This window comes from Streptomyces sp. NPDC099050, from assembly GCF_044759865.1.
Taxonomy (GTDB): domain Bacteria; phylum Actinomycetota; class Actinomycetes; order Streptomycetales; family Streptomycetaceae; genus Streptomyces.
Map to the genome: position 1 here is coordinate 28,042 of NZ_JBIWAE010000009.1, position 26,842 is coordinate 54,883.

The window sequence follows — 26,842 nt, forward strand, 5'->3', positions numbered from 1 at the left end:
ATACAGCAACCATCAATTGAGCAACCCAGACGGCGAGCAACCACGTCCGCGAGAGCGGCGGCGGTTCAGCCGCAAAGGGGAGCTCAGGCGTCGACCTTCTCCATGACCTCGTCCGAGACGTCGAAGTTGGCGAAGACGTTCTGCACGTCGTCGCTGTCCTCCAGTGCGTCGATCAGCTTGAAGATCTTGCGCGCGCCCTCTTCGTCCAGCTCGACCTGCATGGTCGGCAGGAAGTTGGAGTCGGCCGAGTCGTAGTCGATGCCCGCCTGCTGGAGCGCGGTGCGGACCGCGACCATGTCGGTGGCCTCGCTGATGATCTCGAACTGCTCGCCGAGGTCGTTGACCTCCTCGGCGCCCGCCTCCAGCACCGTCTCCAGGACGTCGTCCTCGGACAGCTCGCCCTTGGGCAGCAGGACGACGCCCTTGCGGTTGAACAGGTACGAGACCGACCCCGGGTCGGCCATCGAACCGCCGTTGCGGGTCATGGCGACCCGTACGTCGGACGCGGCACGGTTGCGGTTGTCGGTGAGGCACTCGATGAGCACCGCGACGCCGTTCGGGCCGTAGCCCTCGTACATGATCGTCTCGTAGTCGGCGCCGCCGGCCTCGAGGCCGCCGCCGCGCTTGACCGCGGAGTCGATGTTCTTGTTCGGGACCGAGCTCTTCTTGGCCTTCTGGATGGCGTCGAAGAGGGTCGGGTTGCCATCGATGTCGGCGCCGCCCATACGGGCCGCGACCTCGATGTTCTTGATCAGCTTCGCGAAGAGCTTGCCGCGCTTGGCGTCAACCACGGCCTTCTTGTGCTTCGTCGTAGCCCATTTAGAGTGGCCGGACATCTGCCTGTCTCCTTCGCGTCACCAACAGTGTTCGTCTCAGATCCTACCGGGACGCCGTTACAGCCCCGCGCGCACCATGTCGACGAAGTACGCGTGGACCCGGTCGTCACCCGTGAGCTCCGGGTGGAACGAGGTGGCGAGGACATTGCCCTGGCGCACGGCGACGGTGTGACCGTCGTACGTGGCGAGCACTTCGGCGGCGCCGCCGACGGACTCGACCCAGGGGGCCCGGATGAAGACGCCCTCGACGGGGCCGCCCTCGATGCCCGCGAAGTCGACCTGCGCCTCGAAGGACTCGTTCTGCCGGCCGAAGGCGTTGCGGCGCACGATCATGTCGATGCCGCCCAGGGTCTCCTGGTCCTCGCGGCCGTCCAGCAGCTTGTCGGCGAGCATGATCATGCCGGCGCAGGTGCCGTAGACCGGCATCCCGGCGCGCACGCGCTCGCGCAGCGGCTCCAGCATGCCGAACAGCACGGCGAGCTTGGACATGGTCGTGGACTCGCCGCCGGGGATCACCAGGGCGTCGACCTCGGCGAGCTCCTCGGGACGCCGGACCGGCCTGGCCACGGCGTCAGCCGAGGCCAGGGCGATCAGGTGTTCCCGTACGTCGCCCTGGAGTGCCAGGACACCAACTACGGGGGTGTTCGTCATGAGGTGATTACCAGCCGCGGTTGGCGTAGCGCTCGGACTCGGGGAGGGTGTCGCAGTTGATGCCGACCATGGCCTCGCCCAGGTTGCGGGAGGCGTCCGCGATGATCTTCGGGTCGTCGTAGAAGGTGGTGGCCTTCACGATGGCGGCGGCGCGCTTGGCCGGGTCGCCCGACTTGAAGATGCCGGAGCCGACGAAGACGCCCTCGGCACCGAGCTGGCGCATCAGCGCGGCGTCGGCGGGGGTGGCGACGCCACCGGCGGAGAACAGCACGACCGGGAGCTTGCCGAGCTCGGCGACTTCCTTGACCAGCTCGTACGGGGCGCGCAGCTCCTTGGCGGCGGCGAACAGCTCGTTGTTGTCGTAGCCGCGCAGGCGGGCGATCTCGTTCTTGATCTGGCGCAGGTGGCGGACGGCCTCGACGACGTTGCCGGTGCCGGCCTCACCCTTCGAGCGGATCATGGCCGCGCCCTCGGCGATGCGGCGCAGGGCCTCGCCCAGGTTGGTGGCGCCACAGACGAAGGGGGTGGTGTACGCCCACTTGTCGGAGTGGTTGACCTCGTCGGCCGGGGTCAGGACCTCGGACTCGTCGATGTAGTCGACGCCGAGGGACTGGAGCACCTGGGCCTCGACGAAGTGGCCGATGCGGGACTTCGCCATGACCGGGATGGAGACGGCCTCGATGATCTCTTCGATCATGTTCGGGTCGGACATCCGGGCCACGCCGCCGTCCTTGCGGATGTCGGCGGGAACCCGCTCCAGGGCCATGACGGCCACGGCGCCGGCGTCCTCGGCGATCTTCGCCTGCTCGGCGTTGACCACATCCATGATCACGCCGCCCTTGAGCTGCTCGGCCATGCCGCGCTTGACGCGGGAGGTACCGATCGCCGACTCGGCGGACTGCGGGGTGGAGGGAAGCGTGCTCACGGATTGACCTCACTCGAAAGGAAGATTCAGGCGTTGCTGGCGATCGCCAGAGCGACCTGGTGGTACGACCTGGTGGTACTGGACCGAGGAAACCCTCTCGACCAGTCCACGGCAAGGGCCAATGTGCAGCCGGTGGCTCCTTGCGACTTGGCCATTGGGTACAAGTTACGGCCGCTCGGCCAGATCCACCGGAGGCTCGTCGTCCATCTCGAAGGCCAGCGGGAAGGGCGCGTGGCCCGCCAGCCGGAACCAGCGGACCTTGCGGTGCCGGCGCAGGGCGCGGGCCGCGCGGACGGCGTCGTTGAGGAACCGGCGTGCCATCGGCACCCGGCGGACCGCCGCCGCGAGCTCCTCGGTGGCCTCCGCACCGCCCGGGGCGGCCTTGAGCGCGTCGACCTGCTCCGCGTCCGCGAAGACGGCGCGCAGGGCCTGGCTGAGCTCGCTCTCGGCGACCTCGCGGTGCTCCTCCTCCGCTTGGCGGGCGGCGTGCGCGGCCTCGTACAGGACGAGGGAGGAGGCGGGGTCGAGCACCCCGGAGGTGGCGACCTCCAGCACGACGGACGCCCGGCGGACGAGCTGTGCGTCGAGGGCGGCGCGGGCGGCGTCCATCCGGGAGTGCAGCCGGTCGAGGCGGCCGGCGGTCCAACTGAGGTAAACCCCGACGAGGCCGAGGACGAGGGCAATCCAGACAAGGGTTTCGATCACGGGCCGCGACCTTACCCTTCAATGCGCCGCACGCGGCAACGGGTCCGGGGCGGAGCCCCGGGGCCGGAGGGCTAGGTGTCTCGCGTGAGGCCCAGGCGGGTGCGGAGGGGGACGCGTTCGTCCTCCGCGACCGCCGCCGCGCCGTCGGTCACCGTCTCGTAGACGGCCAGGATGTCCGCCGCCACCGTCGACCAGTCGAAGCGCCGTACGTGGGCCGAGCCGCGCGCGCTCAGTTCCTCGCGGCGGGCGGGGTCGCGCAGGAGGGCGATCGCCGATGCCGCCAGGGAGTCGGGGTCCTCGTTCGAGAAGAGGGCCCCGGCCGCCCCCTGGTCCAGGACCTGCGCGAAGGCGTCGAGGTCGGCGGCCAGGACGGCCGCCCCGGCCGAGAGTGCCTCGACGAGGATGATGCCGAAGCTCTCGCCGCCCGTGTTCGGGGCCACGTACAGGTCGACGCTGCGCAGCAGCCGCGCCTTGTCCTCGTCGGAGACCATGCCGAGGAACTCGACCCGGGAGCGGAGTTCGGCGGGCAGGGAGGCGACCGCCTCCTCCTCGTCTCCGCGGCCCGCCACCAGGAGGCGTACGTCCGGGCACGCCGCCACGATGGCCGGGAAGGCCGCCATGAGGACCGGCAGGCCCTTGCGGGGTTCGTCGATGCGGCCGATGAAGCCGAGGGTCTGGCCCGACCAGGCCGGGTTCGGTTCGGCCTTGGCGAAGAAGTCCACGTCCACGCCGTTGGGGATGACCACCGCGTCCCCGCCGAGGTGTTCGACCAGCGTGCGCCGCGCGTACTCGCTCACCGCGATCCGGGCGCTGATCTTCTCCAGCGCCGGCTGCAGGATCGGGTACGCCGCGAGCATCGCCCGGGAGCGCGGGTTGGAGGTGTGGAAGGTGGCCACGATCGGGCCCTGCGCCGCCCAGCAGGTCAGCAGCCCGAGCGAGGGGGCCATCGGCTCGTGGATGTGGACCACGTCGAAGACCCCGTCGTGCAGCCAGCGCCGTACGCGGGCGGCCGACAAGAAGCCGAAGTTGAGCCGGGCGACCGACCCGTTGTAGGGCACCGGCACCGCCCGCCCCGCCGAGACCACGTACAGGGGCAGCGGGGTCTCGTCGTCCGCCGGGGCCAGGACCGACACCTGGTGGCCGAGGCCGATCAGGTGTTCCGCCAGGTCCCGGATGTGGAACTGGACCCCGCCGGGGACGTCCCAGGAGTACGGGCAGACGATCCCGATCTTCACGCGGAGCGCTCCTCGGGCCGGCCGTCGCGGCCGCTGGTGTCCAGATCGTCCAGCCACAGCCGCTGGAGCATGTGCCAGTCCTGCGGGTGTTCGGCGATGCCCTGCGCGAAGGCGTCGGCGACCGCCTGCGTCATGACGGCCGTCTTCTCCTGCCGGGTGCCCTTCGCGGGCACCTCCACCGGGGAGTGGATCCGGCCGTACATCTTCGGCGCCTCCCCGTAGTACAGGGTCGCCGGGAGCAGGACGGCGCCCGTCTGCTGGGCGAGCAGCGCCGGGCCGGCCGGCATGCGGGCCGTGGAGCCGAAGAAGTCCACTTCCATCCCGGAGGCCGACAGGTCCCGGTCCGCGACCAGGCAGACGAGCCCGCCGGAGCGAAGCCGCCGCGCGAGCGTGCCGAAGGCGGCGCCGCCGTTGTGCGGGAGCACCTCCATGCCCAGGCTCTCGCGGTAGGCGACGAAGCGGTCGTAGAGGGTCTCCGGCTTGAGCCGCTCGGCGACGGTGGTGAAGGGGACTCCGATGTGGGTGACGGCCCAGGCGCCGGCGAGGTCCCAGTTGGCCAGGTGCGGGAGGGCCACCACCACTCCGCGCCCGGAGGCCAGGGCCTCGCGCAGGATGTGGTCGTCCTTCATCTCCACGTCGGAGCTGAATCGTTCCTTGGCCATGGTCGGCAGGCGGAAGGACTCCATCCAGTACCGCATGTAGGAGCGCATGCCCGCGTGCGACAGCTCGCGCAGCCGCTCGGGCGTGGCGTCCGGCACCACCCGGGCCAGGTTCGACTCCAGGCGCAGCACGCTCTTGCCGCGCCGCTTCCAGACGAAGTCCGCGATCCGCCGGCCGAGGGCTCCGGCGGCCGGCTCGGGCAGCTTCTTGACTCCGGCCCAGCCGAGCCCGTAGAGCCCGTCGACCAGCTTGTCCTGTGCCTTGCCCATCAGGGCGTACCGCCTTCGGAGGGGGTTCCCGCGGCGGCGGCCGCGTCGGCCTCCGCCGATTCGCGCCGTACGGTCACCACGCGCTGGATCAGGGTCACGAGCGAGCCCACCGCGACCACCCAGAGCGCGATCGGCAGCAGCAGGCCGATCCACGAGGGGGCGCCGAAGGTCTCCAGCCCGGACAGACCGGCCGCGACCAGCGTGATCACCAGGCGTTCGGCGCGTTCGATGAGCCCGTTGACGGCCACCGGCAGCCCGATGGATTCGCCGCGGGCCTTGGTGTACGAGACCACCTGGCCGCTGGCCAGGCAGAAGATGGCGACGGCGCAGAGCGCGTTGTTGTTCCCGGAACCCGCGTACCAGAGGGCGAGTCCGCCGAAGATCGCCGCGTCCGCCACCCGGTCGAGGGTGGAGTCGAGGAACGCGCCCCACCGGCTGGAGACGCCGGCCTGGCGGGCCATGTTCCCGTCCACCAGGTCGGAGAAGACGAAGAGCGTGATGGTGATCGTGCCCCAGAAGAACTCGCCCATGGGGTAGAAGACCAGGGCTCCGGCCACCACTCCGGCCGTGCCGATGAGGGTGACCGCGTCGGGACTCACTCCCATCCGGAGCAGAAAAGCGGCGAATGGCGTGAGAACACGCGTGAAGAATGCACGCGCGTACTTGTTCAGCATGGCCTTCCCGGAGGGTCGCTGGGCCGCACGGCCACCACGGCCACCGGCTGGCCCATCGTAGCCAGGGCCCCGGGCCGCCGGCGCCGCGCACCCACCGGTTCACACGACGCGGGCGGTTCTCGGGCCGTTCGCCACGTTCCGGACGGCCCGCCCGGACCTGTTTCCGGGCCTGTTTCCGGGCACGTTTCCGGACACCTTCGCCCGGGCGCCGCCCCGGCACGTTCCCGGGCGCCGCCCCCGGAGGCCTCCCCCGCGCCTCCCCCGCGCGCCTCCCCCGCGCCTCCTCCGCGCGCCTCCCCCGCGCCTCCTCCGCGCGCCTCCCCCGCGCCTCGCCGCGCGCCTCCCGCGCGCCTCGCCCCGCACCTCCCGCGGCGCCTCCGGTACGACGTATGGACGCCATGTGACGGCAGTGCAAAGCTCGAAGGGGGTCTTTTCCCCTCCATCCCCTCCAATCGGGAGGCACGAGCATCGTGGGAGCCGCATCGCACCAATCCGGAGCCGCCGGCAGAGCACCGACGGCCGACCACCCCGCGTCCGTACGGAACGTCGTGCTGGTCGGCCACAGCGGATCCGGCAAGACCACCCTGGTCGAGGCCCTGGCCCTGACCGCCGGCGCCGTGAACCGGGCCGGGCGCGTCGAGGACGGCGCCACCGTCTCCGACTACGACGAGATCGAGCACCGCCGCCGGCGCTCCATCCAGCTCTCCCTGGTCCCCGTGGAGTGGGCCGGAATCAAGATCAACATCCTGGACACCCCCGGTTACGCCGACTTCGTCGGTGAGCTGCGGGCCGGGCTGCGCGCAGCCGACGCCGCCCTGTTCGTGATCTCGGCCGCCGAGGACGGCGACGGACTCTCCGGAGCCACCCGGATGGTCTGGGACGAATGCGCCGCCGTCGGCATGCCCCGCGCCATCGTCGTGACCCACCTGGAAGCCGCCCGCGCCGACTACACGCAGATGACCACGGTGTGCGGCGACGCCTTCGGGGCGGACGACCCCGACGCCGTGCGCCCGCTCTACCTGCCCCTGCACGGCCCCACCGCCCCCGACGGCCACGCCCCGGTGGCCGGACTGCTCGGGCTGCTCTCCCGGCGCGTCTACGACTACACCTCCGGCGACCGCGTCGAACGCGACCCGGACCCCGGCGAACTCGCCCTCATCACCGACGCCCGCGCCCGGCTGATCGAGGGGATCATCGCCGAGAGTGAGGACGAGACCCTCATGGACCGCTACCTCGGCGGCGAGGACATCGACCTCAAGACCCTGGTCGACGACCTGGAGCGGGCCGTCGCCCGCGGCACCTTCCACCCCGTCCTGATGGCCGCCCCCGCCGCCGACGGCGCCCGCAAGGGCCTGGGCACCGTAGAACTCCTCGAACTGATCACCGGCGGCTTCCCCACCCCCCTGGAGCGCGCGCCCGTCGGCGTCACCACCCCCGACGGCGCGGCCCGCCCCGCGGTCACCTGCGATCCCGGCGGACCGCTCGTCGCCGAGGTGGTGAAGACCTCCTCCGACCCCTACGTCGGCCGTGTCTCGCTCGTCCGCGTGTTCTCCGGCACCCTGCGCCCCGACGAGACGGTCCACGTCAGCGGCCACGCCAGCGGCCACGGACCGACCGACCGCGGACCCGAGGGCCCCGATCTTCACGAGGCGGACGAGCGCGTCGGCGCCCTGACCTCCCCCTTCGGCAAACAGCAGCGTCCCCTCACCCGCTGCGTCGCCGGCGATCTGGCCTGCGTGGCCAAACTCACCCGCGCCGAGACCGGCGACACCCTCTCGGCCAAGGACGACCCCCTCCTGATGGAGCCCTGGTCGATGCCCGACCCGCTGCTCCCCCTCGCCATCGAGGCCCACAGCAAGGCCGACGAGGACAAGCTCTCCCAGGGCCTGGCCCGGCTGGTCGCCGAGGACCCGACCATGCGGCTCGAACAGAACCCGCACACCCGCCAGCTCGTCCTGTGGTGCATAGGCGAGGCCCATCAGGACCTCGCGCTCGAACGGCTGCGCACCCGCTACGGGGTCCAGGTGGACCCGGTCCCGCACAAGGTCAGCCTCCGCGAGACCTTCGGCGGCAAGGCCGGCGGCCGGGGGCGGCACGTGAAACAGTCCGGCGGGCACGGCCAGTTCGCCATCTGCGAGATCGAGGTCGAGCCGCTGCCGCCGGGCAGCGGCATCGAGTTCGTCGACAAGGTCGTCGGCGGAGCGGTGCCGCGCCAGTTCATCCCCTCCGTGGAGAAGGGCGTCCGGGCGCAGGCCGCCCGGGGGCTCTCGGCCGGCTACCCGCTGGTCGACGTACGCATCACCCTGCTCGACGGCAAGGCCCACTCAGTGGACTCCTCCGACGCCGCCTTCCAGACCGCCGGCGCCCTCGCCCTGCGCGAAGCCGCCTCCGGAGCCTCCGTCCGGCTCCTCGAACCGGTCGCCGAGCTCGCCGTTCTCGTTCCCGACGAGTACGTCGGCCCCGTCATGAGCGACCTCGCCGGCCGCCGGGGCCGCGTCGTGGGCACCGACGCGGCGGGCACCGGCCGCACCCGGGTCCTCGCCGAGATCCCCGAGGTCGAGATCGGCCGGTACGCCGTCGAGCTGCGCTCCGTATCGCACGGCACGGGGCTGTTCAGCCGTACGTACGCACGGCACGAGCCGATGCCACCACAGATAGCGGACAAGCTGCGCGAACAGTCAGAGAAGGGAAGCCAACTGACATAGCGTCACTTCAGTCGCCCACCCAACCCGCTTGCGGTGGGCGGCATTTACCTGTCCCATCACCATGGGGAGGAATCGGCCGATAGGCTCGTCCGCGCGTGAGGCGGGCAGACCGGACGGGTAGACCAAGCAGGTGGACCGGGCGGGCGGCAGCGCGGGCAGGCCCGCACACGAGGTACACGAGTACGACGCACAGCGATGGGGGCAGCGGTGGCGGACGACGGATTCGACTTCAGGCCCGGGGCACAGATCCCACTTCAGGGCGGCAGCGGCCAGACCGCCGCGACCAACGCCCTCGCTTCCGCCGCCTACCGGGACGGCGGGCGCGACACCAAGCTGGAAGAGATACTCAAGGCAAACAACGAGTACCACGAGTCCGTCGTCAAACCCGCCAAGGTGTCCCTGCTCGCCCCCAACCTCGGCGAGGCCTTCTGCCGCGCCGTCGAGGCACGCACCATCCCGCCCACCCGCAAGCCCCTGATCCAGTCCTTCGGCGCCGACCCGCAGACCGTCGTGGAGCACTGCCTGGCCGCCTCCCGCATCCGCAAGGAGCGCGACCGCAAGCTCCGCCTGATCATGCTCGTCTGCGGGGTCGTGTTCCTCCCCGGCCTGCTGCTGTGGCTCGGCCTGTTCTGGGCCCGCAAGGCCCTGGCGGGCTCCAAGGCCAAACGGGCCTCCTGGATGGGCACGGCGCTCCTCGTCGGCGTCGGCCTGGTGGTCGCCGTGCTCATGTTCCGGCTCCCGGTGACCGGCTTCCTGGGCCTTTACGTCCGCGCCATGGTCATCGCCCCGGTCGTCGGCTGGTTCCTCGCCCGCCGGCTCTGCGAGGCCACCGCGGAAGACCTGCGCTCCCGCTGGGACGGGCTCCTCGCGGGCGGCGGCGGGGTCGCCGCCAAGATCCCCGAGGCCGTCCCCGGCAACCCCGACGAGAAGGCCCGCGAGGACCTGCGCCACTCCCTGGCCAAGCTGACCGCCGAGGACCGCAGCAACGCCGTCTTCTACGCCGGTCCCAAGGGCATCCTCGGCATGGGCACCCGCTGGGGCAGCTGGCAGATGGCCGAGGAGCTGGCCCCCAAGAACGAGGGCCACGAGATCCACCCGTTCCGCAGCTGGGACGTCATACGCGCGGTCGACGCCCAGCTGCGCAAGCTGGAGCGCGGCCCCCTGCACACCGGAGGCCTCCCGCCCGCGTCGATCCAGCACTGGATCGTCACCCCGGTCGGCGAAGGCGCCAAGGAAGTGACCCGTCCCAGCGGAGCGGACGTGGACACCTTCCTGGTCAAGCCGCACGAGATCACCCGGATCTGCAACGAGCAGCAGTTCAGCGCCGGCAACCGGCACTACCTCGGCATCCAGTACCCGCTCTGGGACGGCCAGCTCGTGATCACCATGCTGGTCACGGTCACGGTCCTCTACAAGACCCTGCGCGTGGAGGTCACCGGGCACGCACTCGGCCCGGTACACGGCCTGTTCACCACCAAATCGGCGGCGCCGGTGGACGAGGTCGCCAAATCCGTACGCTTCTGGGAAACCGTGGAACTCAAGCGGCCCGTGGTCGACACGAGCGAGGTCGTACGTCTCGCCGTGCGGGCGCCCTTCACCTGGTACCCGCCGCTCCTGGACTTCCTGGGCGGCAAGCTCGTCCTCCCGGAGCCCTTCGGCGTCCGCCACGTCTGGGCCGGCCAGCCGTGGCGCCACCGCTTCATGGCGGACGACGCGATGCGCGCCGCGACCCCGGTCCTGCGGGCGGTGCACACCGCCGCGATGCGGGTCCTGGAGGAGAACGGGGTCGACACCGAACGCTTCACCAACCGCTCGATGATCGTCAGCGGCCTGGTCCAGGACGCCGCACCGCGCAAGGCGGACGTCTACGACGCGTGAACCCGCGCGGCACGACCCGGCCGTCCCTAGTCGGAGGGCCAGGCGTCGGCGAGCATCTGCCGGGTGTCCGCGAGGAGTTGGGGCAGGACCTTGGTGTGGCCCACGACCGGCATGAAGTTCGTGTCCCCGCCCCAGCGGGGCACGATGTGCTGGTGCAGGTGCGCGGCGATGCCGGCGCCGGCGGCCTGGCCCTGGTTCATGCCGATGTTGAACCCGTGCGCACCGGAGGCCTTGCGCAGCGCGACCATCGCCCGCTTCGTGAGGTCGGCCAGTTCGAGGGTCTCCGCGGCGTCCAGGTCCGTGTAATCGGCGACGTGCCGGTACGGCACGACCATCAGGTGGCCGCCGTTGTACGGGTAGAGGTTCAGCACGGCGTAGACGTGCCTGCCCCGGGCCACGACCAGCCCGTCCTGGTCTGACATCTCCGGAATCCCGCAGAAGGGACAGCCGTCCCCGGCCTCCGGCCCGGTCGGCTTGTTCTCCCCCTGGATGTAGGCCATCCGGTGGGGCGTCCACAGACGCTGGAACGCGTCCTGCGTGCCCACACCGATCTGCTGCTCCGGCTCAATCGTCATGGGATGCAGCATATGACCTTGGCCCGGAGCGGCGTGTCGCCGGGGCGAACACCGGTGTGCGGGAAGCGATGCTGAGCCCATGAACGATGCACCCGAGACCGGTGACCAGGCCTGGGAGCGCCGGACCGAGCTGCCGCTGTTCTACGCCTCCCTGCTCTTCCTGGCCGCCTACGCGGTCTCCGTACTGGCCTACCGGGCCCACCCCCTGTGGCGGGACATCGGCCTCGGCGTGGTCGCACTGATGTGGGCCTGCTTCATCGTGGACTACGCGGCCCGGCTGATCCTGAGCGGCATGCGCCCGCTGCGCTTCGTCCGCGTGCACTGGCTGGACACCCTGATCGTGCTGCTGCCGATGCTGCGGCCCCTGCGCATGGTCAAGGTCCACAACGCGATCCAGGCCCGGCGGAAGCGCCCGCGCCAGGGGCTGTACGCGCGGGTGATGTCGTACGCCGGCCTGTCGGCGGGGCTGCTCGGGTTCGCGGGCGCGCTCGGCGTCTACCACTTCGAGCGCCGGGCCCCGGGGGCCACGATCCACACCTTCGGGGACGCGGTGTGGTGGGTGTGCGAGACGCTGACCACGGTGGGCTACGGGGACATGGCCCCGGTCACCCCGATCGGCCGCATCATCGCAGTGTTCCTGATGGCGGGCGGCCTGGCCCTGCTGGGCGCGGTGACGGGCTCCTTCTCCTCCTGGATGCTCCACGTGTTCCGGCGGGGAGACGAGGAGGAGCCCCCGGGGACCTGAGGTCCCCGGGGGCTCCGGGCCGTCGAGCGGCGGTCACGACCGCCGCGGACGTCACACCTGGACGCGGCGCTCCACGACGTCCACGAGCTTGGCCAGCGCCTGGTCGCGCGGGACGCCGTTCTCCTGCGAACCGTCGCGGTAGCGGAAGGAGACGGTGCCCGCGGCCATGTCCTCGTCACCGACGATGATCATGAAGGGGACCTTCAGCTTCTGCTGGTTGCGGATCTTCTTCTGCATGCGGTCGGAGGAGGCGTCCACCTCGACGCGCAGACCCTTCTTCTTCGCCTCGGCGGCGAACTCCTGCAGGTACTCGATGTGGGAGTCGCCGATCGGGATGCCGACCGCCTGGACGGGGGCGAGCCACGGCGGCATGACGCCCGCGTAGTGCTCCAGCAGCACGGCGAAGAACCGCTCGATGGAACCGAACAGCGCACGGTGGATCATGACCGGCCGCTGCTTGGTGCCGTCGGGGCCGGTGTACTCGAGGTTGAAGCGCTCCGGCAGGTTGAAGTCGAGCTGCACGGTCGACATCTGCCAGGTCCGGCCGATCGCGTCACGGCACTGGACCGAGATCTTCGGGCCGTAGAACGCGGCGCCGCCCGGGTCGGGGACCAGGGGCAGGCCCTGCTTCTCGGCGACCTGCTGGAGGGTGGCGGTGGCCTCCTCCCAGATCTCGTCCGAGCCGACGAACTTCTCCGGGTCCTTGGTGGACAGCTCCAGGTAGAAGTCGGTCAGACCGTAGTCGCGGAGCAGGTTCAGCACGAAGGTCAGCGTGCGGTCGAGCTCCTCCGCCATCTGCTCCTTGGTGCAGTAGATGTGCGCGTCGTCCTGGGTGAAACCGCGCGAGCGGGTCAGGCCGTGCACGACGCCCGACTTCTCGTACCGGTACACGGTGCCGAACTCGAAGAGGCGCAGCGGCAGTTCGCGGTAGGAGCGGCCGCGCGCGTCGAAGATCAGGTTGTGCATCGGGCAGTTCATGGGCTTGAGGTAGTAGTCGGTACCACCGTCGAGCTGCATGGGGGGGTACATGCCCTCCGCGTACCAGTCCAGGTGGCCGCTCTTCTCGAAGAGGGTGCCCTTGGTGGCGTGCGGGGTGTAGACGAACTCGTAGCCCTCTTCCTCGTGCCGCTTGCGCGAGTAGTCCTCCATGGTGCGGCGGATGACGCCGCCACGGGGGTGGAAGACGGCCAGGCCGGAGCCGATCTCGTCCTGTACGGAGAACAGGTCGAGCTCGGTGCCGAGCTTGCGGTGGTCGCGCTTCTCGGCCTCCACGAGGAAGTCGAGGTGGGCCTTCAGCTCCTCCTTCGACGGCCACGCGGTGCCGTAGATGCGCTGGAGCATCGGGTTCTTCTCGCTGCCGCGCCAGTAGGCGGCGGCGTTGCGCATCAGCTTGAACGCCGGGATGTTGCGGGTGGTCGGCAGGTGGGGGCCCCGGCAGAGGTCCTTCCAGCACAGGTCGCCGGTCTTGGCGTCGAAGTTGTCGTAGATGGTCAGCTCGCCGCCGCCCACCTCGACGTTCGCGCCGTCGTCGGTCGAGGCCGAACCCTTGATGCCGATGAGCTCCAGCTTGTAGGGCTCGTTCGCGAGTTCCTCGCGGGCCGCCTCGTCGGTGACGACGCGGCGGGCGAAGCGCTGGCCGCGCTTCTGGATCTCCTGCATCTTCTTCTCGATGGCCTTGAGGTCATCGGGGGTGAAGGGCCTCGCGACATCGAAGTCGTAGTAGAAGCCGTCCCGGACCGGCGGGCCGATGCCCAGCTTGGCTTCGGGGAACAGTTCCTGCACGGCCTGCGCCATGACGTGCGCGGTGGAGTGGCGCAGGATGTCGAGGCCGTCGGGAGAGGAGATCTCCACGGGCTCGACGGTCTCGCCGTCCTTCACCTCGTACGCGAGGTCCTTCAGCTCGCCCGCGATGCGCGCGGCGACGATGGTGCGCTCGCCGGCGAAGAGCTCTGCCGCCGTAGTGCCCGTGGCCACCACGCGCTCGTCCCGCTCGGAATCGCGTTGGATGAACACACGGACGTCTGACACCGGTCTCTCCTGACTCAGGGGGTGCGCGAGCGAACACTGCGCGCCTGAATCGTACCGAGCGGATGGGCTGAGCCGCTAAACGGTGAGGGCGCCCCCCACGCGGAGCACTCGCCGGCTGCCCTGCGGGGCTGTCCCCTACCCGCCCTTCGCCCGTTCCCTGGGGCTCCGCCCCAGACCCCGCGCCTCAAACGCCGGCGAGGCTGGATTTGCCGCTGCGCGGCACATTTCAGCCCGTCCGGCGTTTGAGGACCGGGTCCGGGCGGAGCCCGGAAAACGGTGGAAGGGCGGGTAGGGGACAGCCCCGCAGGGCAGCCGGGGCGCGCACCGACGCGTCAGTCGTCCGACGGCAGTACGTCCGCCGCGTCGAGGGACTCGTCCAGGGACTTCATCAGCCGGTCCCGCTCGACCTCGTCCAGCGGGACCGGACGGACGTCCGCGGCGTCCGTCAGCCGGCGGAAGCCGCCCCGGCGCTGCAGGCGCCCGCTGACCCGGATCGGCAGTCCGACCAGGTGCGCGTGGCCCGCCACCCGGTAGGACTCCTCGTCGAGCACGACCCGGACGTACGGGATCTCCGCCCCGGCGAGGACCCGCAGCCGGACCGTGCCCCCGCCTCCGGGGGCCGAGCGCCGCATCCGGACCACCGCGCCGGCCACCCGGACCGGGACCGCCGGCTCGTCCCGCGTGTAGCGCGCGGCCGCCTCCCGGAGCACCGGCAGGTCGCCGGGCGAGAACTCCACCGGCTCCGGCCGGGCCGCGCACCCCGCCGGGACCCCGGCCGCCGGGGCCCAGGCGAGGGCCACCCGGGCCCCCTCCGAGCCGTGGACCAGCGAGATCAGCGCCTCGGCGAGCTCCCGGCTGACCCCGGCCTCGACCGCCGCGTCGAAGGCTTCCATGCCGCCGGTGGCCCGCTGGTAGTCCACCGCCTCGCGGGCGGCGTGCAGCGCGTGGTGCAGCCGGGTCACGGTGCCCCGGCCTCCGTCGACGGGGACGTAGGCCGTCAGCTTCCGGCCGCCCGGGGCCGGCCCGACCAGGACCCCGTCCAGCGCCCGCTCCGCCTGGCCGCGGTGGCGGGCTCCGTAGTACCCGGCCCGTGCCCGGTCGGCCAGCGCCCCGGCGAGGAGCAGCTGGCGGGCGGCCGAGCGGAGCTGTTCCTGGACCGTCCAGTCGGCCTCGCCCTGGAGTCCGTACGCCCCTCGCGGGATCTCGCGCTCCCAGCGGATCTCGTCGCTCGGCACGCTGAGCCCGTACAGCACCTCGCGCGCGGAGGGCAGCGCGCTGCGCGAGAGCGCGGTGAGCGCCTCTTCGAGCAGGTCGACGCAGTCGGGGAAGGCCCGGCTCTCGGGGACGAGGAGGCTGGTGCCGCCGCTGCCCGTGGCGTACGGGGCGGGCGGCGTCCAGCGGCCGTACCGTCCGGCGGCGCCGCCCCGTCGCAGCCAGCCGTGCCGGTGCAGCAGGGCGCCGAGCACGAGCGGATCGACCTGCGCGGGATCGGGGGTTCCCGCGGCGAACTCCGGTGAGGAGAGCGGCTCCAGGTGCGGTGACTGCCAGTTCATCAAGGTGTCCCTCCCGACCCGACCCGGGTCATGATCTCGCAGAGCGCCCGGTCGTCGAAGATCCGCGTGGTCGGGATCCGTACGGTGGTCCGGCGCCGGCCGGTCACGGGGTGTCCGGCGAGATTGGTCCAGTAGCAGCAGTGCCGCAGGTCGAGCCGGTCGTGTCCGGCGCTCAGCCATTGGTCGCGTTCCCGCGGGACGAGCATGACGACGAGGATCTTGTGCACGGCGACCGGACTGCGGGCCAGCTTCACCAGGTGCTCGTTGTCGAGGGTGAAGCCGAAGGTGGGCCCGGCCGGTCTGGGCGGTATCTGGTAGGTCGCCTTGAGCTGGACCTTGATGGTCACCTCGTCGTCGATGACGTGCTCGGGGGCGCCGTGGCTGACGTGCCAGTCGATGCCGTTGTCGGGAAAGGGCTGGGACAGCGAGCAGCCCGCCGCGGCAACGACGGCGTGCAGGTATCCCACCTGGAGGGTTTCCATGCAGGCGGTGGTGGCGAGCGTGCCGCGCAGCGGTCCGCTCCGCGGGTCGGTCCGCGGATCGATCTGCCCCGCGAGCACCCCGCCCGGTTCGGGCTGCGCGAGCGCCATGGCCGGCTCCCCATGCCTTCCGGGCTGTCCCCGTCGAAGCGGCCGTGCGCGGGCCGCGTCAGGTGCGTGTCAGGGTGTCGGGGTTGACGACCGGTCATGTGTGCGGTCCCCCAGTTGAGTTGTCTCCGCAGTCGGCGTCCCGCAAACGGCGTACGGGGCAAAGAGCCCGGGTATCACCGTTTCGGGCAAGGGTGGCGGGCCTGGGGCGCGGTGCCCGGGTGGGGCCATCTGCCGACGGGTGACGAGGAGTTCGCCATGACACGCTGGTACGAGGGCCCGCTGGCCGCATTCGACACGGAGACGACCGGGGTGGACGTGGAGCGGGACCGCATCGTGTCCGCCGCGCTCATCGTTCAGGAGTGCGCGGGCGGCCGGATCCGCTCGACGCGATGGCTGGTCAATCCCGGCATCCCGGTACCCCCGGGAGCCACGGAAGTGCACGGTCTGACCGATGACCACCTCCAGCGCAACGGCCGGTGGCCCGCGCCGGTGGTGGAGGAGATAGCCCGCGCGCTCGGGGAGCAGCAGGTGGCGGGGCGGCCGGTGGTGGTGATGAACGCGCCGTTCGATCTGACGTTGCTGGACCGGGAGTTGCGCCGCCACCGGGCGTCCTCGCTGGCCCGGTACCTGGACAACCGGCCGCTGACGGTGCTGGATCCGCGGGTGCTCGACAAGCATCTGGACCGCTACCGCAAGGGTCGCCGGACGCTCACGGACCTGTGCGCGCACTACGGGATAGAGCTGGAGGGTGCCCATGACGCGGGTGCGGACGCGCTGGCGTCCCTGGAGCTGGTACGGGCCGTGGGGCGCAGGTTCGCGGGCCGGCTGGAGCGGCTGACACCGGCGGAGCTGCACACGCTCCAACAGGTGTGGCACGCGGCGCAGGCGCGGGGGCTCCAGGCGTGGTTCGCGCGGCAGGGCACACCGGAGTCGGTGGATCCGAACTGGCCGCTGCGGCCGGAGCTGCCCGCGGCGGCGTGAGGGGCCGTACGGCAAGAGTTCGTACGGCAAGAGTTCGTACGGCAAGGGCGAAGGGCCCGTGCGGCAAGGGCCCGTACATGCGGAAGGCCGGTCCGTCATCAGACGGACCGGCCTGTCCCGGTGGGCGATACTGGGATCGAACCAGTGACCCCTTCGGTGTGAACGAAGTGCTCTCCCGCTGAGCTAATCGCCCGGGAACGGTGTGAACAATACAGAAGCCCCGGGGCTGGTTCAAACCGCTTCCGGCCGGGCCGCCAGATGTGCGGCGAGCCCGCGCCGTCCGGACCGCATCATCAGCGTGTGGTTGAGCCGGAACACGGGCCGCCCGGGGAACGCGAGCAGGCGCATCAGGGGGCGGCGCACCTCGACCTCCTGCTCGTACAGCGCCCGCGTGCCGCCGGCCCGCGCCCGTACGGTCCACCGTGCCCAGCCCTCCAGATCGCCGAGCAGCGCGACCTCCAGGACGCCGCGCACGGGGTCCCGCAGGAGTTCGGCCGCGCCCACGCGCAGGGTGTACGGGAGGACGGAGCGGATGGTGGCGGTGCCGCCGTTCCCGTCGGCGGCGGGGGCGACGGCGCGGATCTGGGGCCACCACAGGGGGTAGGACTCGGGAGTTTCCAGGGCGGCGTACACGCGGGCGGGCGCGGCGTCGAGGTCCCACACGCTGCGGAAGCGGTAACGGGTCCACCGGCCACCGGGGTTGGCGGGGGCGGCCCGGTCGCCGCCGGACGTGCCGCCATGGCTGCTTCGGTCCATGTCTCCCAGTCTCGCGCGCGGCGGGCGCGCGCACCGGGTACTCAGCCGGAACTCATCCGGAGATGAGTACGCGCACCCATGTCCTGACGGGGTGACGGGCGCCACACTCCGAACCATGGAAAACCCCCTGCCACCGGCCGAGGAGCTCGTGCTCATCGACCGCGAACTGATCCAACTCGACGCCCGGCGCCACTTCCTGCTGACTCGCCGCGCCTGGCTGCTGGGCGCCCGGGCTCCCCACGCGTGGGGAGCGACGGCCCGGCCGGCCGCGCCCGCGCAGGGCCCGGAAGCCTCGGGTCCCGGTGCGCAGAACGTGCTGCTGGTCCTGGGCGCGGTGCTGCTGGCGGTCGCGGCCCTGGCGTTCACGCTGGTCAGCTGGGGCTCCCTGGGGATCGCCGGACGCAGTGCGGTGCTCGGCGTGGTGACGGCGGCGGCGCTGGGCGCCCCGGTGGCGCTACTGCGCCGGGGGCTGCGCTCGACCGCCGAGGCGGTGGCCGCGGTCGGTCTGCTGCTGACGGTGCTCGACGCGTACGCGCTGTACGCCGTCGGCATGCCGGAGGTGGACGGCCTGGCGTACGCGGCGGGCGCGGCCGCGGTGCTGGCGGCGGTGTGGGCGGGGTACGGGCGCTGCCTGCCCGCGCTGCGGATCCCGGTTCCGGCGGCGCTGCTGACGGCGCAGCTCCCGCTGCCGCTGGCGGCGCTGGCCGCCGGGGCGGACGGGCTGGACATGGCCTGGGCCCTGCTGGGTACCGCGGCGCTGGACGCCGGGCTCGCGCTGCTGCGGCCAGGTCGCCGGGCCCGCTGGGCGGGGGCGGCCGGCTCGGTGACGGGCGGGGCCGCGCTGCTGACGGCCCTGGCGCAGTCCCTGGACGCCGAGTCGACGGGCTCGGCCCTGGCTCCCTCGGTGCGGCTGGCGGCGGTGGCCGTGCTCGCGCTGGCGGTGGCGTGGCGCGCCCCGGTCCTGCGGGCCGCCTTCGCGGCGGCCGGCGCCTTCGCGGCGGTGGCGGCGGTGGGCGGGCCGTTCCGGCCGGAGCTGAGCCCGTCCTGGGCGGCGGTCGTGTACCTCGCGGTGGCCCTGCCCCTGCTGGGCGCCCTACGCGTCCCCGCGCTCCCGGAGCCGGTCCGGCGCGGCCTCGCCCTGGCCGGTGCGGGGGTCGCCGTCGTGCAGGCGGCGCTCGCCGCGGCGTGGGTGGCGACGGTGCTGCTGGGGCGGCTGCGGGTGCTGGAGGAGGTCTGGTCGGTGACCACGCCCGCCGCGACCGCCGCCGGGGCGGCCGTCGATGGCTCGGGGCTCGCTCCGCTGGTGGTCCTGCTGCTGACGGCCGGGGCCGCGTGGTGGCTGGTCCGGGTGCTCCCGGGACGCCCGGAGCCGGGGGTGGCCGCGGTGGTCCTGGGCTGGGCGGCGCTGTTCACGGCCCCCGTGGTGCTCGAGGCGGCCCCGGGCGCGGTCTTCGCGGCCCAGCTCGCGGTGACGCTGGCGGCGGGGGCGCTCGCGCTGCGTTCCGCGGCGGTGCCGCTCGCCGGCGCCCCCGCGAAGGAGGCGCGGGCCGCCGCCGGCGGCCCGACCGGGACCGGGACCGCGCCCGTCGGTGAAGGCGGCCCCGCGGGCTCCGGCTCCCCGGCGGCCCCGGCGGTCACGGCGGCCCCGGCGGCCCCGGCGTTCGCGACGGTCGCCCTTCGCGGCCTCGCGGGGGTCGCCGCGGGCGCCTGCGCCCTGGCGGGGGCCCTGAGCGTGTCCGTGGCGGCCCTGGACGGCCGGCTGGCCACCTTCGCGGTGTTCGGCCTGCTGGGGGCGGCGTGCGCGGCGGGAGCGTCGTACCGGCCCGCCCCGGTGCGGGCCCGCGCGGGCGCGGCGGCCCTCGCCGTCGGGTACGCGGCGCTGCTCGCGGTGGCGCTGGGCGCGCTGCTGGAGCGGCCGGTGGCCTGGTGGGCGCCGGCGGTGCTGGTGGCCCCGGCGGCCGTGGCGGCGCTCGGGCCGCGGCTCGGCCCCGTACGGGTCCCGGCGGAGGTCGCGGCGGCCGCGGCGGGTCTCCTCGCCCTGGCGCTGGCCACCGGGGACGCTCCGGTGCTCGCGCTGGTCCTGGCCCTGGCCGGGGTGGTGTGCGCGGCGGCGGCGGTGCGGCCCGAGCGCCGGTCGGCGGCGGGCTGGCCGGCTGGAGCGCTGTTCCTGGCGGCGACCTGGGTACGGCTCGCGGCTTCGGAGGTGACGGTGCCCGAGGCGTACACCCTGCCGGTGACGGCGGCGGCGCTGGCCGTGGGCTTCCTGCGGCGGCGCCGCGATCCGCTGACCGGGTCCTGGACCGCGTACGGGCCGGGGCTGGCGGCGACCCTGCTGCCGAGCACCCTCGCGGTGTGGGGCGATCCGCACTGGCTGCGGCCGCTGCTGCTGGGGACGGCCGCGTTCGGGGTGACCCTGGTCGGTGCCCGCGGCCGGCTCCGGGCGCCGCTGCTGCTGGGCGGGGCGACGCTGGCGGCGGTGGCGCTGCACGAGCTGACCCCGTACGTCGTCCAGGTCGTGGACGCGCTGCCGCGCTGGCTGCCGCCGGCCCTGGCGGGGGTACTGCTGCTGGTGGTGGGGGCCACCTACGAGAAGCGGCTGCGCGACGCCCGCCGGCTGCGGGAGGCGATCGGGCGGCTGAAGTAGCCCGCCTTCCGACCCCGCCTTCCGACCCCGGCGTCCGGCACCGGCGTCCGACCCTGGCGAACGCACCCCGGCGCCAGGGCCGGACGGGTGCCGGCCGTGGGCCGTACGAGGGAAAACGCCAGAGGCCCGGAGACTGTGAAAAGTCTCCGGGCCTCTGGTCCGGGTGGGCGATACTGGGTTCGAACCAGTGACCCCTTCGGTGTGAACGAAGTGCTCTCCCACTGAGCTAATCGCCCGGACGCACCGCAAACATTACCGCATGTCAGCGGTGCTCTCCGCCATGGGCGGCCGTGCTCACTGGTCCTTGAGGTTCCAGGGCAGGACGACCCCGTACTTCCACAGGTAGAAGCCGATCAGGACGCCCGCGATCGCGAGCCCGACGCTGGTCAGGATGATGTTGCGGCGGCGGACCTTCGGGTCCAGGGCCTTCTGCGCGGCTTCGCTGACCTTGCGCTTGGTCCAGCGCAGCGCGAAGTGGGCCCAGGCGAATTCGGTGGCCCAGATCGCGAGGCCCGCGAAGATCGCCACCCAGCCCGGGCCGGGCAGCACCAGCATGGCGACGCCGGCGCCGACGACGGCGAGGCCGACGACGAAGACGCCGACCTGCCAGCTCAGGTGCAGGCTCCGGCGGGCCTTGATGAAGTCCGGCGCTTTGGAGACGTGCCCGCCCTTCGGCTCCTCCTCGGCGGCGCTGGAGTCGATGCCGGACTCGCTGCCGGACTCGTCACCGGACTCGTTGGCGGACTCGTTGGTCTCGCGGTCACTCCCCGTGTTCATGGAGTCGAATCTACCGGAGGGTCCGAGCACACGTGAATGGTCGTTTGGATCCGCCGTTCGAGGGACCCAGAGGTCCGCAAAACGGTCAGAGGGGTTTACAACGGCACCGTAGGTGGCATGTCGATTTCGCCGACGTGCGAATCCCCGAGCGCACACTGAGCGAAAGGCCCTGGCGCTTATGAACACCACGGTCAGCTGCGAGCTGCACCTGCGCCTCGTTGTGTCGAGCGAGTCCTCACTGCCTGTTCCCGCGGGCCTGCGGTATGACACGGCCGATCCCTACGCCGTGCACGCCACCTTCCACACCGGCGCCGAGGAGACGGTCGAATGGGTATTCGCCCGCGACCTCCTCGCCGAGGGCCTTCACCGGCCCACCGGTACCGGCGACGTCCGTGTCTGGCCGTCCCGCAGTCACGGTCAGGGAGTCGTCTGCATCGCCCTGAGCTCACCGGAGGGAGAAGCGCTGCTCGAAGCACCCGCCCGAGCACTGGAGTCGTTCCTCAAGCGGACGGACGCCGCGGTTCCACCAGGAACCGAGCACCGGCACTTCGACCTCGACAAGGAGCTCTCCCACATCCTGGCCGAATCCTGAGCCAGGCCTACAGAGGGAACCCTCCCCCGGCTGAGCCCGGGGGCCGTACGACACCGTCCGACTCGGGGCGACGGTGTACGGCGGACAACCACATACGGAAGTGCCGGCGCTGTTCACGCGGAAGCCACCCGCGCGGACGGCGCCGGTGCGCTTGGCGGGCGACCCGCTAGAGTCGGCCAGCGGCGGCAGCGGACCGTCACCGCAGGCCCGGCCCTTCAGGGAGACCCCGTGCAGATCCCCCACGACACCCGTCGCGCGCTCGACGTCGTCGTCGCGCTGGTGAACACCTCGGCCGAGACGGAGCAGCCCGACGCACTGGCGGACGTGAACGCGCTGCGCGCCTTCGTCCACGAGTACGCGATCAGCGACGTCGGCGAGCTCAGCGCCCGCGACCTCGCCGGCGTGCGCACGGTGCGCGGCAAATTCGCCCAGGTCTTCGCGGCGCCGAACTCCCGCATCGCCTCCGTACTGATCAACGAGCTGGTCGCGACGGCCGGGACCACCCCGCAGCTGACCAACCACGACGGCTACGACTGGCACGTGCACTACTTCGCCCCGGGCGCCTCGGTGGGCGACCACCTGGCGGCCGACGGCGGCATGGCGCTGGCCTTCATCGTGGTCTCCGGCGAGCAGGAGCGGCTACGCCGCTGCGAGGCCCCGGACTGCCGGCGGGCCTTCGTCGACCTGTCCCGCAACCGCTCCCGGCGCTACTGCGACAGCCGTACCTGCGGGAACCGGCTGCACGTGGCGGCGTACCGGGCCCGGCGCAAATCGGAACTGGGGACGGAGCCCGGCTCAGAGCAGGAAGAGATCGTGCAGGGCGGCGAGCAGCAGCAGACCGCCGATCACGGCTAGGAAGATCATCAGGGGCGGCTGGGAGAGCGCGAAGAGGCAGCCTCTCGGCTCCTCGGCGACGGGGACGGTGGCCGGCACGGGAACGGCGGGCTCACCCGGTGATGTGTCGAGCATGTCGGGGCGATGATGGCCCAGCGGGCCCGCACGCGCCGCTCAACACGCCAGACGGACCCGCGAGTTCACCGGATCCCGTCAAATGCCGTGCTTCTTGAGGATCGCCTCGATGTCGGAGAAGTCCTCGGCGGGAGCGGCCGTCTGGGCCGGCCGCGGGCGGGCACCGTCACCCAGCGAGGGTGCGGAGGCGGCCGGGGCGACGGCCTCCTGGGCCGGGCGCCCCTTGGCCGCCTTCGGCCGCTTCTGCTTCCCCTCCCCCGCGCCCACCGCGCGCCGCTCTATCGCGCGGGTGGTCACGAAGAGCAGCCAGGCCAGCCCCAGCACGGCGAAGCCGGCCCATACGGTCGGCTTGAACACGATTCCGGTCGCCCACGCCACGACGCCCGTCATCACCAGGCCGACGGGCACCAGCGCGTACGCCGCGATCCGCGTGGCCGCGAGGAATCGCTTGCGGTAGGCGGTCAGCGCGGCGATGCCCAGGCCCGCCGCGGACACCGCGGAGCAAATGGTCTCGGCGAGCATGCGGGGCCTCCAGGGGCGGTTCGGTCGGTCGGACCCGGCCGGCGGGCCGGGCGTTCTGTCCCCATCCATCCTGCACCGGTGACCCTCGCCCTGGCCACGGCCGGAGCCCTCCGCGGGCGGATCTCCGGGACATCTCCGGGTCCGGTCTCCTCCCGAGGTCCCGGTCCGTGCTCGTGCCCGGGGGCACCGGGGGGCACCGGGGGGCACCCGGGGGCTGGGAGACTGTCCGTATGACCGATTCCGTGATCCTCGACGTCTGGTGCGAACTTCAGTGCCCGGACTGCCACAGCGCTCTGGGCGACGTGCGCGCCCTGCGGGCCCGCTACGGCGACCGGCTGGACATCCGGCTGCGCCACTTCCCGCTGGAGAAGCACAAGCACTCCTTCGCCGCGGCGCAGGCCGCCGAGGAGGCCGCCGAGCAGGGGCGGGCTTGGCCCTACGTGGAGGCCGTCCTCGCCCGCACCGCGGAACTCGGCAAGGCCGGCGAACCGGTGCTCGTCGAGGTCGCGCGCGAACTGGGCCTGGACGCCGAGGAGTTCGACACCGCCCTCATCGACGGCCGGCACATCCTGATCGTGGACGCCGACCAGGCCGAGGGCAAGGCGATCGGCGTGACCGGCACCCCCACGTACGTGATCGACGGAGTGCGCCTCGACGGCGGCAAGAGCCAGGACGGCCTGCGCGAGCGCATCGAGGAGATCGCCGACCGGCTCCTCGCCGAGACGCCCTAGATCAGGTCCTTGGCGTAGTTGAAGTCGGTCGTCCGGTAGCCGAGGGACTCGTAGAGGCGCAGGGCCGGGACGTTGTCGGTGAAGACGTGCAGTGCGAGCACCCGGTGGCCGGCCGCGAGGGCGGTCCGTTCCGCGAGGAGCATCAGCTCACGGCCGTGGCCCCGGCCGCGGTGCTCCTCGGCGACCGCGACGTCGTAGACGTACGAGTTCCCGCCGCTCGGCGCGACCCACACGGTGCCCACGGGGACGCCGGCCGCCTCCAGTACGGAGAAGCTGACGCCCGGGGTGGCCAGGCCCAGGGGCAGCATGGAGGCGTGGTCGTTCACGGACTTCGTGCGCGCGGCCCCGGCCGGCATGCCGCGGCTGACCCAGCTCTGCGCGTAGCCCTCCAGTGCCGCGGCGTGCCAGGTCTCGAACTCCGCCTCGGTCATCGGGCGGCCCGCCACCCCCTCGGACGGGGCGGGCGGCTCGGCCGGGAGGTCCTTGGCCATGTTGCGGCTGTACTCGGCGTATCCGAGGGCGGCGGCCAGCCGCAGGCCACCGGCCGAGCCGGCCGGGACCGAGACGCGGACCCGTCGGCAGCCCCAGCCCCGCAGCACCTCCTCGGCGGCGAGCGCGGCGACCGTGGCGCGGCCGCGCCGGCGGTCGGGCTCCTCGACGGCGAGTTCGCGGATCTCGGCGACCGTCGGCCCGAAGTGGGTGTCCGCGGCGAGCAGCAGGGCGCCGACGCGCCTGCTGTTGACGCGGATCTCGTACGGGCGCGAGCGCGCCCCGCCGGTGCTCTGCTGAAGCGGCCCGCTCGGCCGCAGGGTGGTGGTCATCAGTCGAGTTCTACCCGCCCCGCGGCCCGAAGCACAGCGGAATTGTCCGGTCCCGGTCAGGAGCGGGGGTCGGTGTCCTCGGCGGAACGGGCGTCGAAGATCCGCATGGCCTCGGCCGTGACGGGACCGGGGGCGGAGCCCAGCTCGCGCCCGTCGATCCGTACGACGGCCTGGACGTCGCGCAGGGAGGAGGTCAGGAAGACCTCTTCCGCCTGCTCCAGCGCTTCGAAGGGCAGGTCGGTCTCCTTGGCCCCGCACCATTCGGCGACGAGGGCCCGGGTGATGCCCCCGAGGCAGCCGGAGACCACCGGCGGGGTGTGCAGCTGTCCGTCGAGGACCACGAACACGTTGGAGCCGGTGCCCTCGCAGAGCCGCCCGACGGTGTTGGCGAAGAGGGCCTCGGAGGCGCCGGCCCGGTGGGCGGCGGCGAGCGCGACCACGTTCTCGGCGTACGAGGTGGTCTTCAGTCCCGCCACGGCGGAGCGCTCGTTGCGCACCCACGGCACGGTGACCACGGCGGTGGTGTCGGGGCGGCGGGTGGCCCCTGCCAGCGCGACGATCAGCGTCGGGCCGGCCTCGCCGCGGTCGGAGCCGAGCGGGGAGACGCCCCCGGTGTAGGTGACCCGCAGCCGGCCGAGCGGCAGCGGGTTGGCCTCCAGTACGGCCGCGCAGGCGCGGCGCACCTCGTCCAGGTCGGGGTCCGGCAGGCCGAGCCCCCGGGCGGATCGGGTGAGCCGGTCCAGGTGCCGGGTGAGCGCGAAGGTCGTCCCGTGTTCCGCCTTGAGCGTCTCGAAGACCCCGTCGCCGACGGTGAGGCCGTGGTCGAACACGGACACCTTCGATTCGTCGGCGTCCCGCAGTGCTCCGTCGAGCCAGATCCTCACCGTACGGTCCTCCCGCTGTCGTCCGTCTGTGCGTCGATCGTGCCGGTCGTGCCGGTCGCGTTCGCCTCGATCGCTCCCGACGCTACCCGCAGCAGCCGGGCGGCCTTCAGCTCGGTCTCCGCCCACTCGCGGTCGGGGTCGGACCCCCAGGTGATCCCGGCGCCGGTGCCGAAGAGCAGCCGGGGGCCGCCGGGGGCCGTGCGGTCGATCCAGAAGGTCCGGATGCCGACGGCGAGCTCGGCGGTGCCCCGGTCGGCGTCGACCCAGCCGATGCCTCCGCAGTAGGGGCCGCGCGGGGCGGTCTCCAGGGCCTCGATGATCCGCAGGGCCGAGGATTTGGGGGCTCCGGTGACGGAGCCGGGCGGGAAGGTCGCGGCGAGCAGCTCCGGCCAGCCGGCGCCCTCGGCGAGTTCCCCGGCGACGGTGGAGACGAGGTGGACGAGGCCCGGGTGCTCTTCGAGCGCGCACAGCTCGGGGACGGTCACGGAGCCGGTGGCGCAGACCCGGCCGAGGTCGTTGCGCACGAGGTCCACGATCATCACGTTCTCAGCGTGGTCCTTGGGCAGCAGATCGGCGGCGGTGCGGCCGGTGCCCTTGATCGGGCCGGACTCGACGCGGCGGCCGGAGCGGCGCAGATAGAGCTCGGGGGAAGCGGTGGCGATCTCGACGCCGTGGGCCGGCAGCCGAATCGTTCCTGCGTAGGGGGCCGGGTTGCCGCGCGCGAGCAGCGCGGTCAGGGCGTCCACATCGGCGCCCGCCGGATCGGGAAGCCGCGCGGACATCACGCGGCAGAGGTTGGCCTGGTAGACCTCCCCCGCCTCGATGTGCTCGCGGATGCGGCGTACGCCCGCGGTGTACGCGGCGCGGTCGAGGGAGGAGGTCCACTCGTCGGCGTCGGGGCCGCGCCAGGCCCCGGGTACGGGAGCCGGCACCGGATCGGGACGTATGTCCCCGAAGCGCGCACAGACGAGACGGCCTTCGAAATCGGCCGTCACCGCCCAGAAGCCGGTGGAGTCGAGGGCACCAGGATCGCTGGTGACATCTCGGAGATCGGTCGCGAGAAGGCCGCCGAAGCGGGCAAGGGGAGGCAGGTCGTGCACGGCTGCGAGTCTATGACCGGTGAAGCCCGCGCGCCG

26 protein-coding genes and 2 tRNA genes are annotated in these 26,842 nt (G+C 72.5%); 8 read left to right on the forward strand and 20 right to left on the reverse strand.

The window, feature by feature from the left end:
• Positions 1–83: 83 nt before the first annotated feature.
• From ACIQV3_RS17040 to pgsA, 7 genes are all read right to left on the reverse strand, one after another.
• Entirely contained in the window at positions 84–836 is a 753-nt protein-coding gene (locus tag ACIQV3_RS17040; RefSeq protein ID WP_243334244.1) for a YebC/PmpR family DNA-binding transcriptional regulator, read from the reverse strand.
• Positions 837–893: 57 nt separating this feature from the next.
• Positions 894–1,487 carry a pyridoxal 5'-phosphate synthase glutaminase subunit PdxT gene (gene pdxT / locus ACIQV3_RS17045; protein WP_327307676.1) on the reverse strand — a complete coding sequence of 198 codons (594 nt, stop codon included), beginning with the start codon at positions 1,485–1,487 and terminating at the stop codon, positions 894–896.
• A gap of 7 nt (positions 1,488–1,494) precedes the next feature.
• Positions 1,495–2,412: a pyridoxal 5'-phosphate synthase lyase subunit PdxS gene (pdxS, locus tag ACIQV3_RS17050; RefSeq protein ID WP_112446777.1), complete on the reverse strand. Its 918-nt coding sequence runs from the start codon at positions 2,410–2,412 to the stop codon at positions 1,495–1,497.
• 165 nt (positions 2,413–2,577) lie between these two features.
• Positions 2,578–3,117 (reverse strand): hypothetical protein, encoded by a 540-nt coding sequence (locus ACIQV3_RS17055; RefSeq protein ID WP_403713195.1) that lies wholly within the window; start codon positions 3,115–3,117, stop codon positions 2,578–2,580.
• 71 nt (positions 3,118–3,188) lie between these two features.
• Positions 3,189–4,352, reverse strand: a complete 1,164-nt coding sequence (locus ACIQV3_RS17060) for a glycosyltransferase family 4 protein (RefSeq protein WP_403713196.1) — start codon at positions 4,350–4,352, stop codon at positions 3,189–3,191.
• Positions 4,349–5,281: a phosphatidylinositol mannoside acyltransferase gene (locus tag ACIQV3_RS17065; protein ID WP_403713197.1), complete on the reverse strand. Its 933-nt coding sequence runs from the start codon at positions 5,279–5,281 to the stop codon at positions 4,349–4,351. The genes ACIQV3_RS17060 and ACIQV3_RS17065 overlap by 4 nt, the downstream gene beginning before the upstream one ends.
• Positions 5,281–5,955: a phosphatidylinositol phosphate synthase gene (gene pgsA / locus ACIQV3_RS17070; protein WP_403713198.1), complete on the reverse strand. Its 675-nt coding sequence runs from the start codon at positions 5,953–5,955 to the stop codon at positions 5,281–5,283. The genes ACIQV3_RS17065 and pgsA overlap by 1 nt, the downstream gene beginning before the upstream one ends.
• 470 nt (positions 5,956–6,425) lie before the next feature.
• On the opposite strand from pgsA, the gene ACIQV3_RS17075 reads away from it, so the two are divergent.
• Together ACIQV3_RS17075 and ACIQV3_RS17080 are read left to right on the forward strand one after the other, a co-directional pair.
• Positions 6,426–8,660: an elongation factor G-like protein EF-G2 gene (locus ACIQV3_RS17075; protein WP_403713199.1), complete on the forward strand. Its 2,235-nt coding sequence runs from the start codon at positions 6,426–6,428 to the stop codon at positions 8,658–8,660.
• 207 nt (positions 8,661–8,867) lie between these two features.
• Positions 8,868–10,538 (forward strand): hypothetical protein, encoded by a 1,671-nt coding sequence (locus ACIQV3_RS17080; protein ID WP_403713200.1) that lies wholly within the window; start codon positions 8,868–8,870, stop codon positions 10,536–10,538.
• Between the two features lie 26 nt (positions 10,539–10,564).
• Here ACIQV3_RS17080 and ACIQV3_RS17085 read toward each other — a convergent pair whose 3' ends face one another.
• Positions 10,565–11,125 (reverse strand): HIT domain-containing protein, encoded by a 561-nt coding sequence (locus ACIQV3_RS17085; protein WP_327307669.1) that lies wholly within the window; start codon positions 11,123–11,125, stop codon positions 10,565–10,567.
• A gap of 67 nt (positions 11,126–11,192) precedes the next feature.
• On the opposite strand from ACIQV3_RS17085, the gene ACIQV3_RS17090 reads away from it, so the two are divergent.
• Positions 11,193–11,858 carry a potassium channel family protein gene (locus ACIQV3_RS17090; RefSeq protein ID WP_403713202.1) on the forward strand — a complete coding sequence of 222 codons (666 nt, stop codon included), beginning with the start codon at positions 11,193–11,195 and terminating at the stop codon, positions 11,856–11,858.
• Positions 11,859–11,909: 51 nt separating this feature from the next.
• Here ACIQV3_RS17090 and thrS read toward each other — a convergent pair whose 3' ends face one another.
• From thrS to ACIQV3_RS17105, 3 genes are all read right to left on the reverse strand, one after another.
• Positions 11,910–13,886 (reverse strand): threonine--tRNA ligase, encoded by a 1,977-nt coding sequence (gene thrS / locus ACIQV3_RS17095; RefSeq protein WP_403713203.1) that lies wholly within the window; start codon positions 13,884–13,886, stop codon positions 11,910–11,912.
• A gap of 332 nt (positions 13,887–14,218) precedes the next feature.
• The gene (locus ACIQV3_RS17100) at positions 14,219–15,439 is read right to left on the reverse strand and encodes a hypothetical protein (RefSeq protein ID WP_403713204.1); all 1,221 of its coding nucleotides are present in this window, start codon (positions 15,437–15,439) and stop codon (positions 14,219–14,221) included.
• Entirely contained in the window at positions 15,439–16,029 is a 591-nt protein-coding gene (locus ACIQV3_RS17105) for a DUF4365 domain-containing protein (RefSeq protein WP_266876553.1), read from the reverse strand. The genes ACIQV3_RS17100 and ACIQV3_RS17105 overlap by 1 nt, the downstream gene beginning before the upstream one ends.
• Before the next feature lie 255 nt (positions 16,030–16,284).
• Between ACIQV3_RS17105 and ACIQV3_RS17110 the strand changes: the two genes are divergently transcribed.
• Complete coding sequence (locus ACIQV3_RS17110; protein WP_403713206.1) at positions 16,285–17,010, forward strand: 3'-5' exonuclease; 726 nt, start codon at positions 16,285–16,287, stop codon at positions 17,008–17,010.
• Between the two features lie 121 nt (positions 17,011–17,131).
• Here ACIQV3_RS17110 and ACIQV3_RS17115 read toward each other — a convergent pair.
• Together ACIQV3_RS17115 and ACIQV3_RS17120 are read right to left on the reverse strand one after the other, a co-directional pair.
• Positions 17,132–17,203: transfer RNA gene (locus ACIQV3_RS17115), tRNA-Val, on the reverse strand.
• Between the two features lie 38 nt (positions 17,204–17,241).
• A complete protein-coding gene (locus ACIQV3_RS17120) occupies positions 17,242–17,766 on the reverse strand; it encodes an SRPBCC family protein (protein ID WP_403713207.1) in 525 nt (174 codons plus the stop codon).
• A gap of 115 nt (positions 17,767–17,881) precedes the next feature.
• On the opposite strand from ACIQV3_RS17120, the gene ACIQV3_RS17125 reads away from it, so the two are divergent.
• Entirely contained in the window at positions 17,882–20,410 is a 2,529-nt protein-coding gene (locus ACIQV3_RS17125; RefSeq protein WP_403713208.1) for an SCO7613 C-terminal domain-containing membrane protein, read from the forward strand.
• A 164-nt stretch (positions 20,411–20,574) separates the two neighbouring features.
• Here the strand turns inward: ACIQV3_RS17125 and ACIQV3_RS17130 are convergent.
• Positions 20,575–20,646, reverse strand: a tRNA-Val gene (locus ACIQV3_RS17130).
• A 58-nt stretch (positions 20,647–20,704) separates the two neighbouring features.
• Positions 20,705–21,187: a TIGR02611 family protein gene (locus ACIQV3_RS17135; RefSeq protein WP_403713209.1), complete on the reverse strand. Its 483-nt coding sequence runs from the start codon at positions 21,185–21,187 to the stop codon at positions 20,705–20,707.
• Positions 21,188–21,365: 178 nt separating this feature from the next.
• Here ACIQV3_RS17135 and ACIQV3_RS17140 point away from each other — a divergent pair, with 178 nt between their 5' ends.
• Both ACIQV3_RS17140 and ACIQV3_RS17145 read left to right on the forward strand, forming a co-directional pair.
• The gene (locus ACIQV3_RS17140) at positions 21,366–21,779 is read left to right on the forward strand and encodes an SsgA family sporulation/cell division regulator (protein WP_030011909.1); all 414 of its coding nucleotides are present in this window, start codon (positions 21,366–21,368) and stop codon (positions 21,777–21,779) included.
• A gap of 228 nt (positions 21,780–22,007) precedes the next feature.
• The gene (locus ACIQV3_RS17145) at positions 22,008–22,634 is read left to right on the forward strand and encodes a CGNR zinc finger domain-containing protein (protein ID WP_403713210.1); all 627 of its coding nucleotides are present in this window, start codon (positions 22,008–22,010) and stop codon (positions 22,632–22,634) included.
• On the opposite strand, the gene ACIQV3_RS17150 is transcribed toward ACIQV3_RS17145, so the two are convergent.
• On the reverse strand, positions 22,575–22,748 hold the full coding sequence (locus ACIQV3_RS17150; RefSeq protein ID WP_403713211.1) for a hypothetical protein: 174 nt from the start codon (positions 22,746–22,748) through the stop codon (positions 22,575–22,577). The genes ACIQV3_RS17145 and ACIQV3_RS17150 overlap by 60 nt on opposite strands.
• Before the next feature lie 78 nt (positions 22,749–22,826).
• Entirely contained in the window at positions 22,827–23,270 is a 444-nt protein-coding gene (locus ACIQV3_RS17155; protein WP_403713212.1) for a hypothetical protein, read from the reverse strand.
• 230 nt (positions 23,271–23,500) lie between these two features.
• Here ACIQV3_RS17155 and ACIQV3_RS17160 point away from each other — a divergent pair, with 230 nt between their 5' ends.
• The gene (locus ACIQV3_RS17160; protein ID WP_403713213.1) at positions 23,501–24,001 is read left to right on the forward strand and encodes a DsbA family protein; all 501 of its coding nucleotides are present in this window, start codon (positions 23,501–23,503) and stop codon (positions 23,999–24,001) included.
• On the opposite strand, the gene ACIQV3_RS17165 is transcribed toward ACIQV3_RS17160, so the two are convergent.
• Genes ACIQV3_RS17165 through ACIQV3_RS17175 form a run of 3 tightly spaced genes read right to left on the reverse strand, consistent with a single transcriptional unit; the run spans position 23,998 to position 26,806 of the window.
• Complete coding sequence (locus ACIQV3_RS17165) at positions 23,998–24,822, reverse strand: GNAT family N-acetyltransferase (protein ID WP_403713214.1); 825 nt, start codon at positions 24,820–24,822, stop codon at positions 23,998–24,000. The genes ACIQV3_RS17160 and ACIQV3_RS17165 overlap by 4 nt on opposite strands.
• A 56-nt stretch (positions 24,823–24,878) precedes the next feature.
• Positions 24,879–25,706 (reverse strand): aminotransferase class IV, encoded by an 828-nt coding sequence (locus tag ACIQV3_RS17170; RefSeq protein WP_403713215.1) that lies wholly within the window; start codon positions 25,704–25,706, stop codon positions 24,879–24,881.
• A complete protein-coding gene (locus ACIQV3_RS17175) occupies positions 25,703–26,806 on the reverse strand; it encodes a chorismate-binding protein (protein WP_403713216.1) in 1,104 nt (367 codons plus the stop codon). Before ACIQV3_RS17175 ends, ACIQV3_RS17170 begins: the two co-directional genes overlap by 4 nt.
• Between the last annotated feature and the right edge of the window lie 36 nt (positions 26,807–26,842).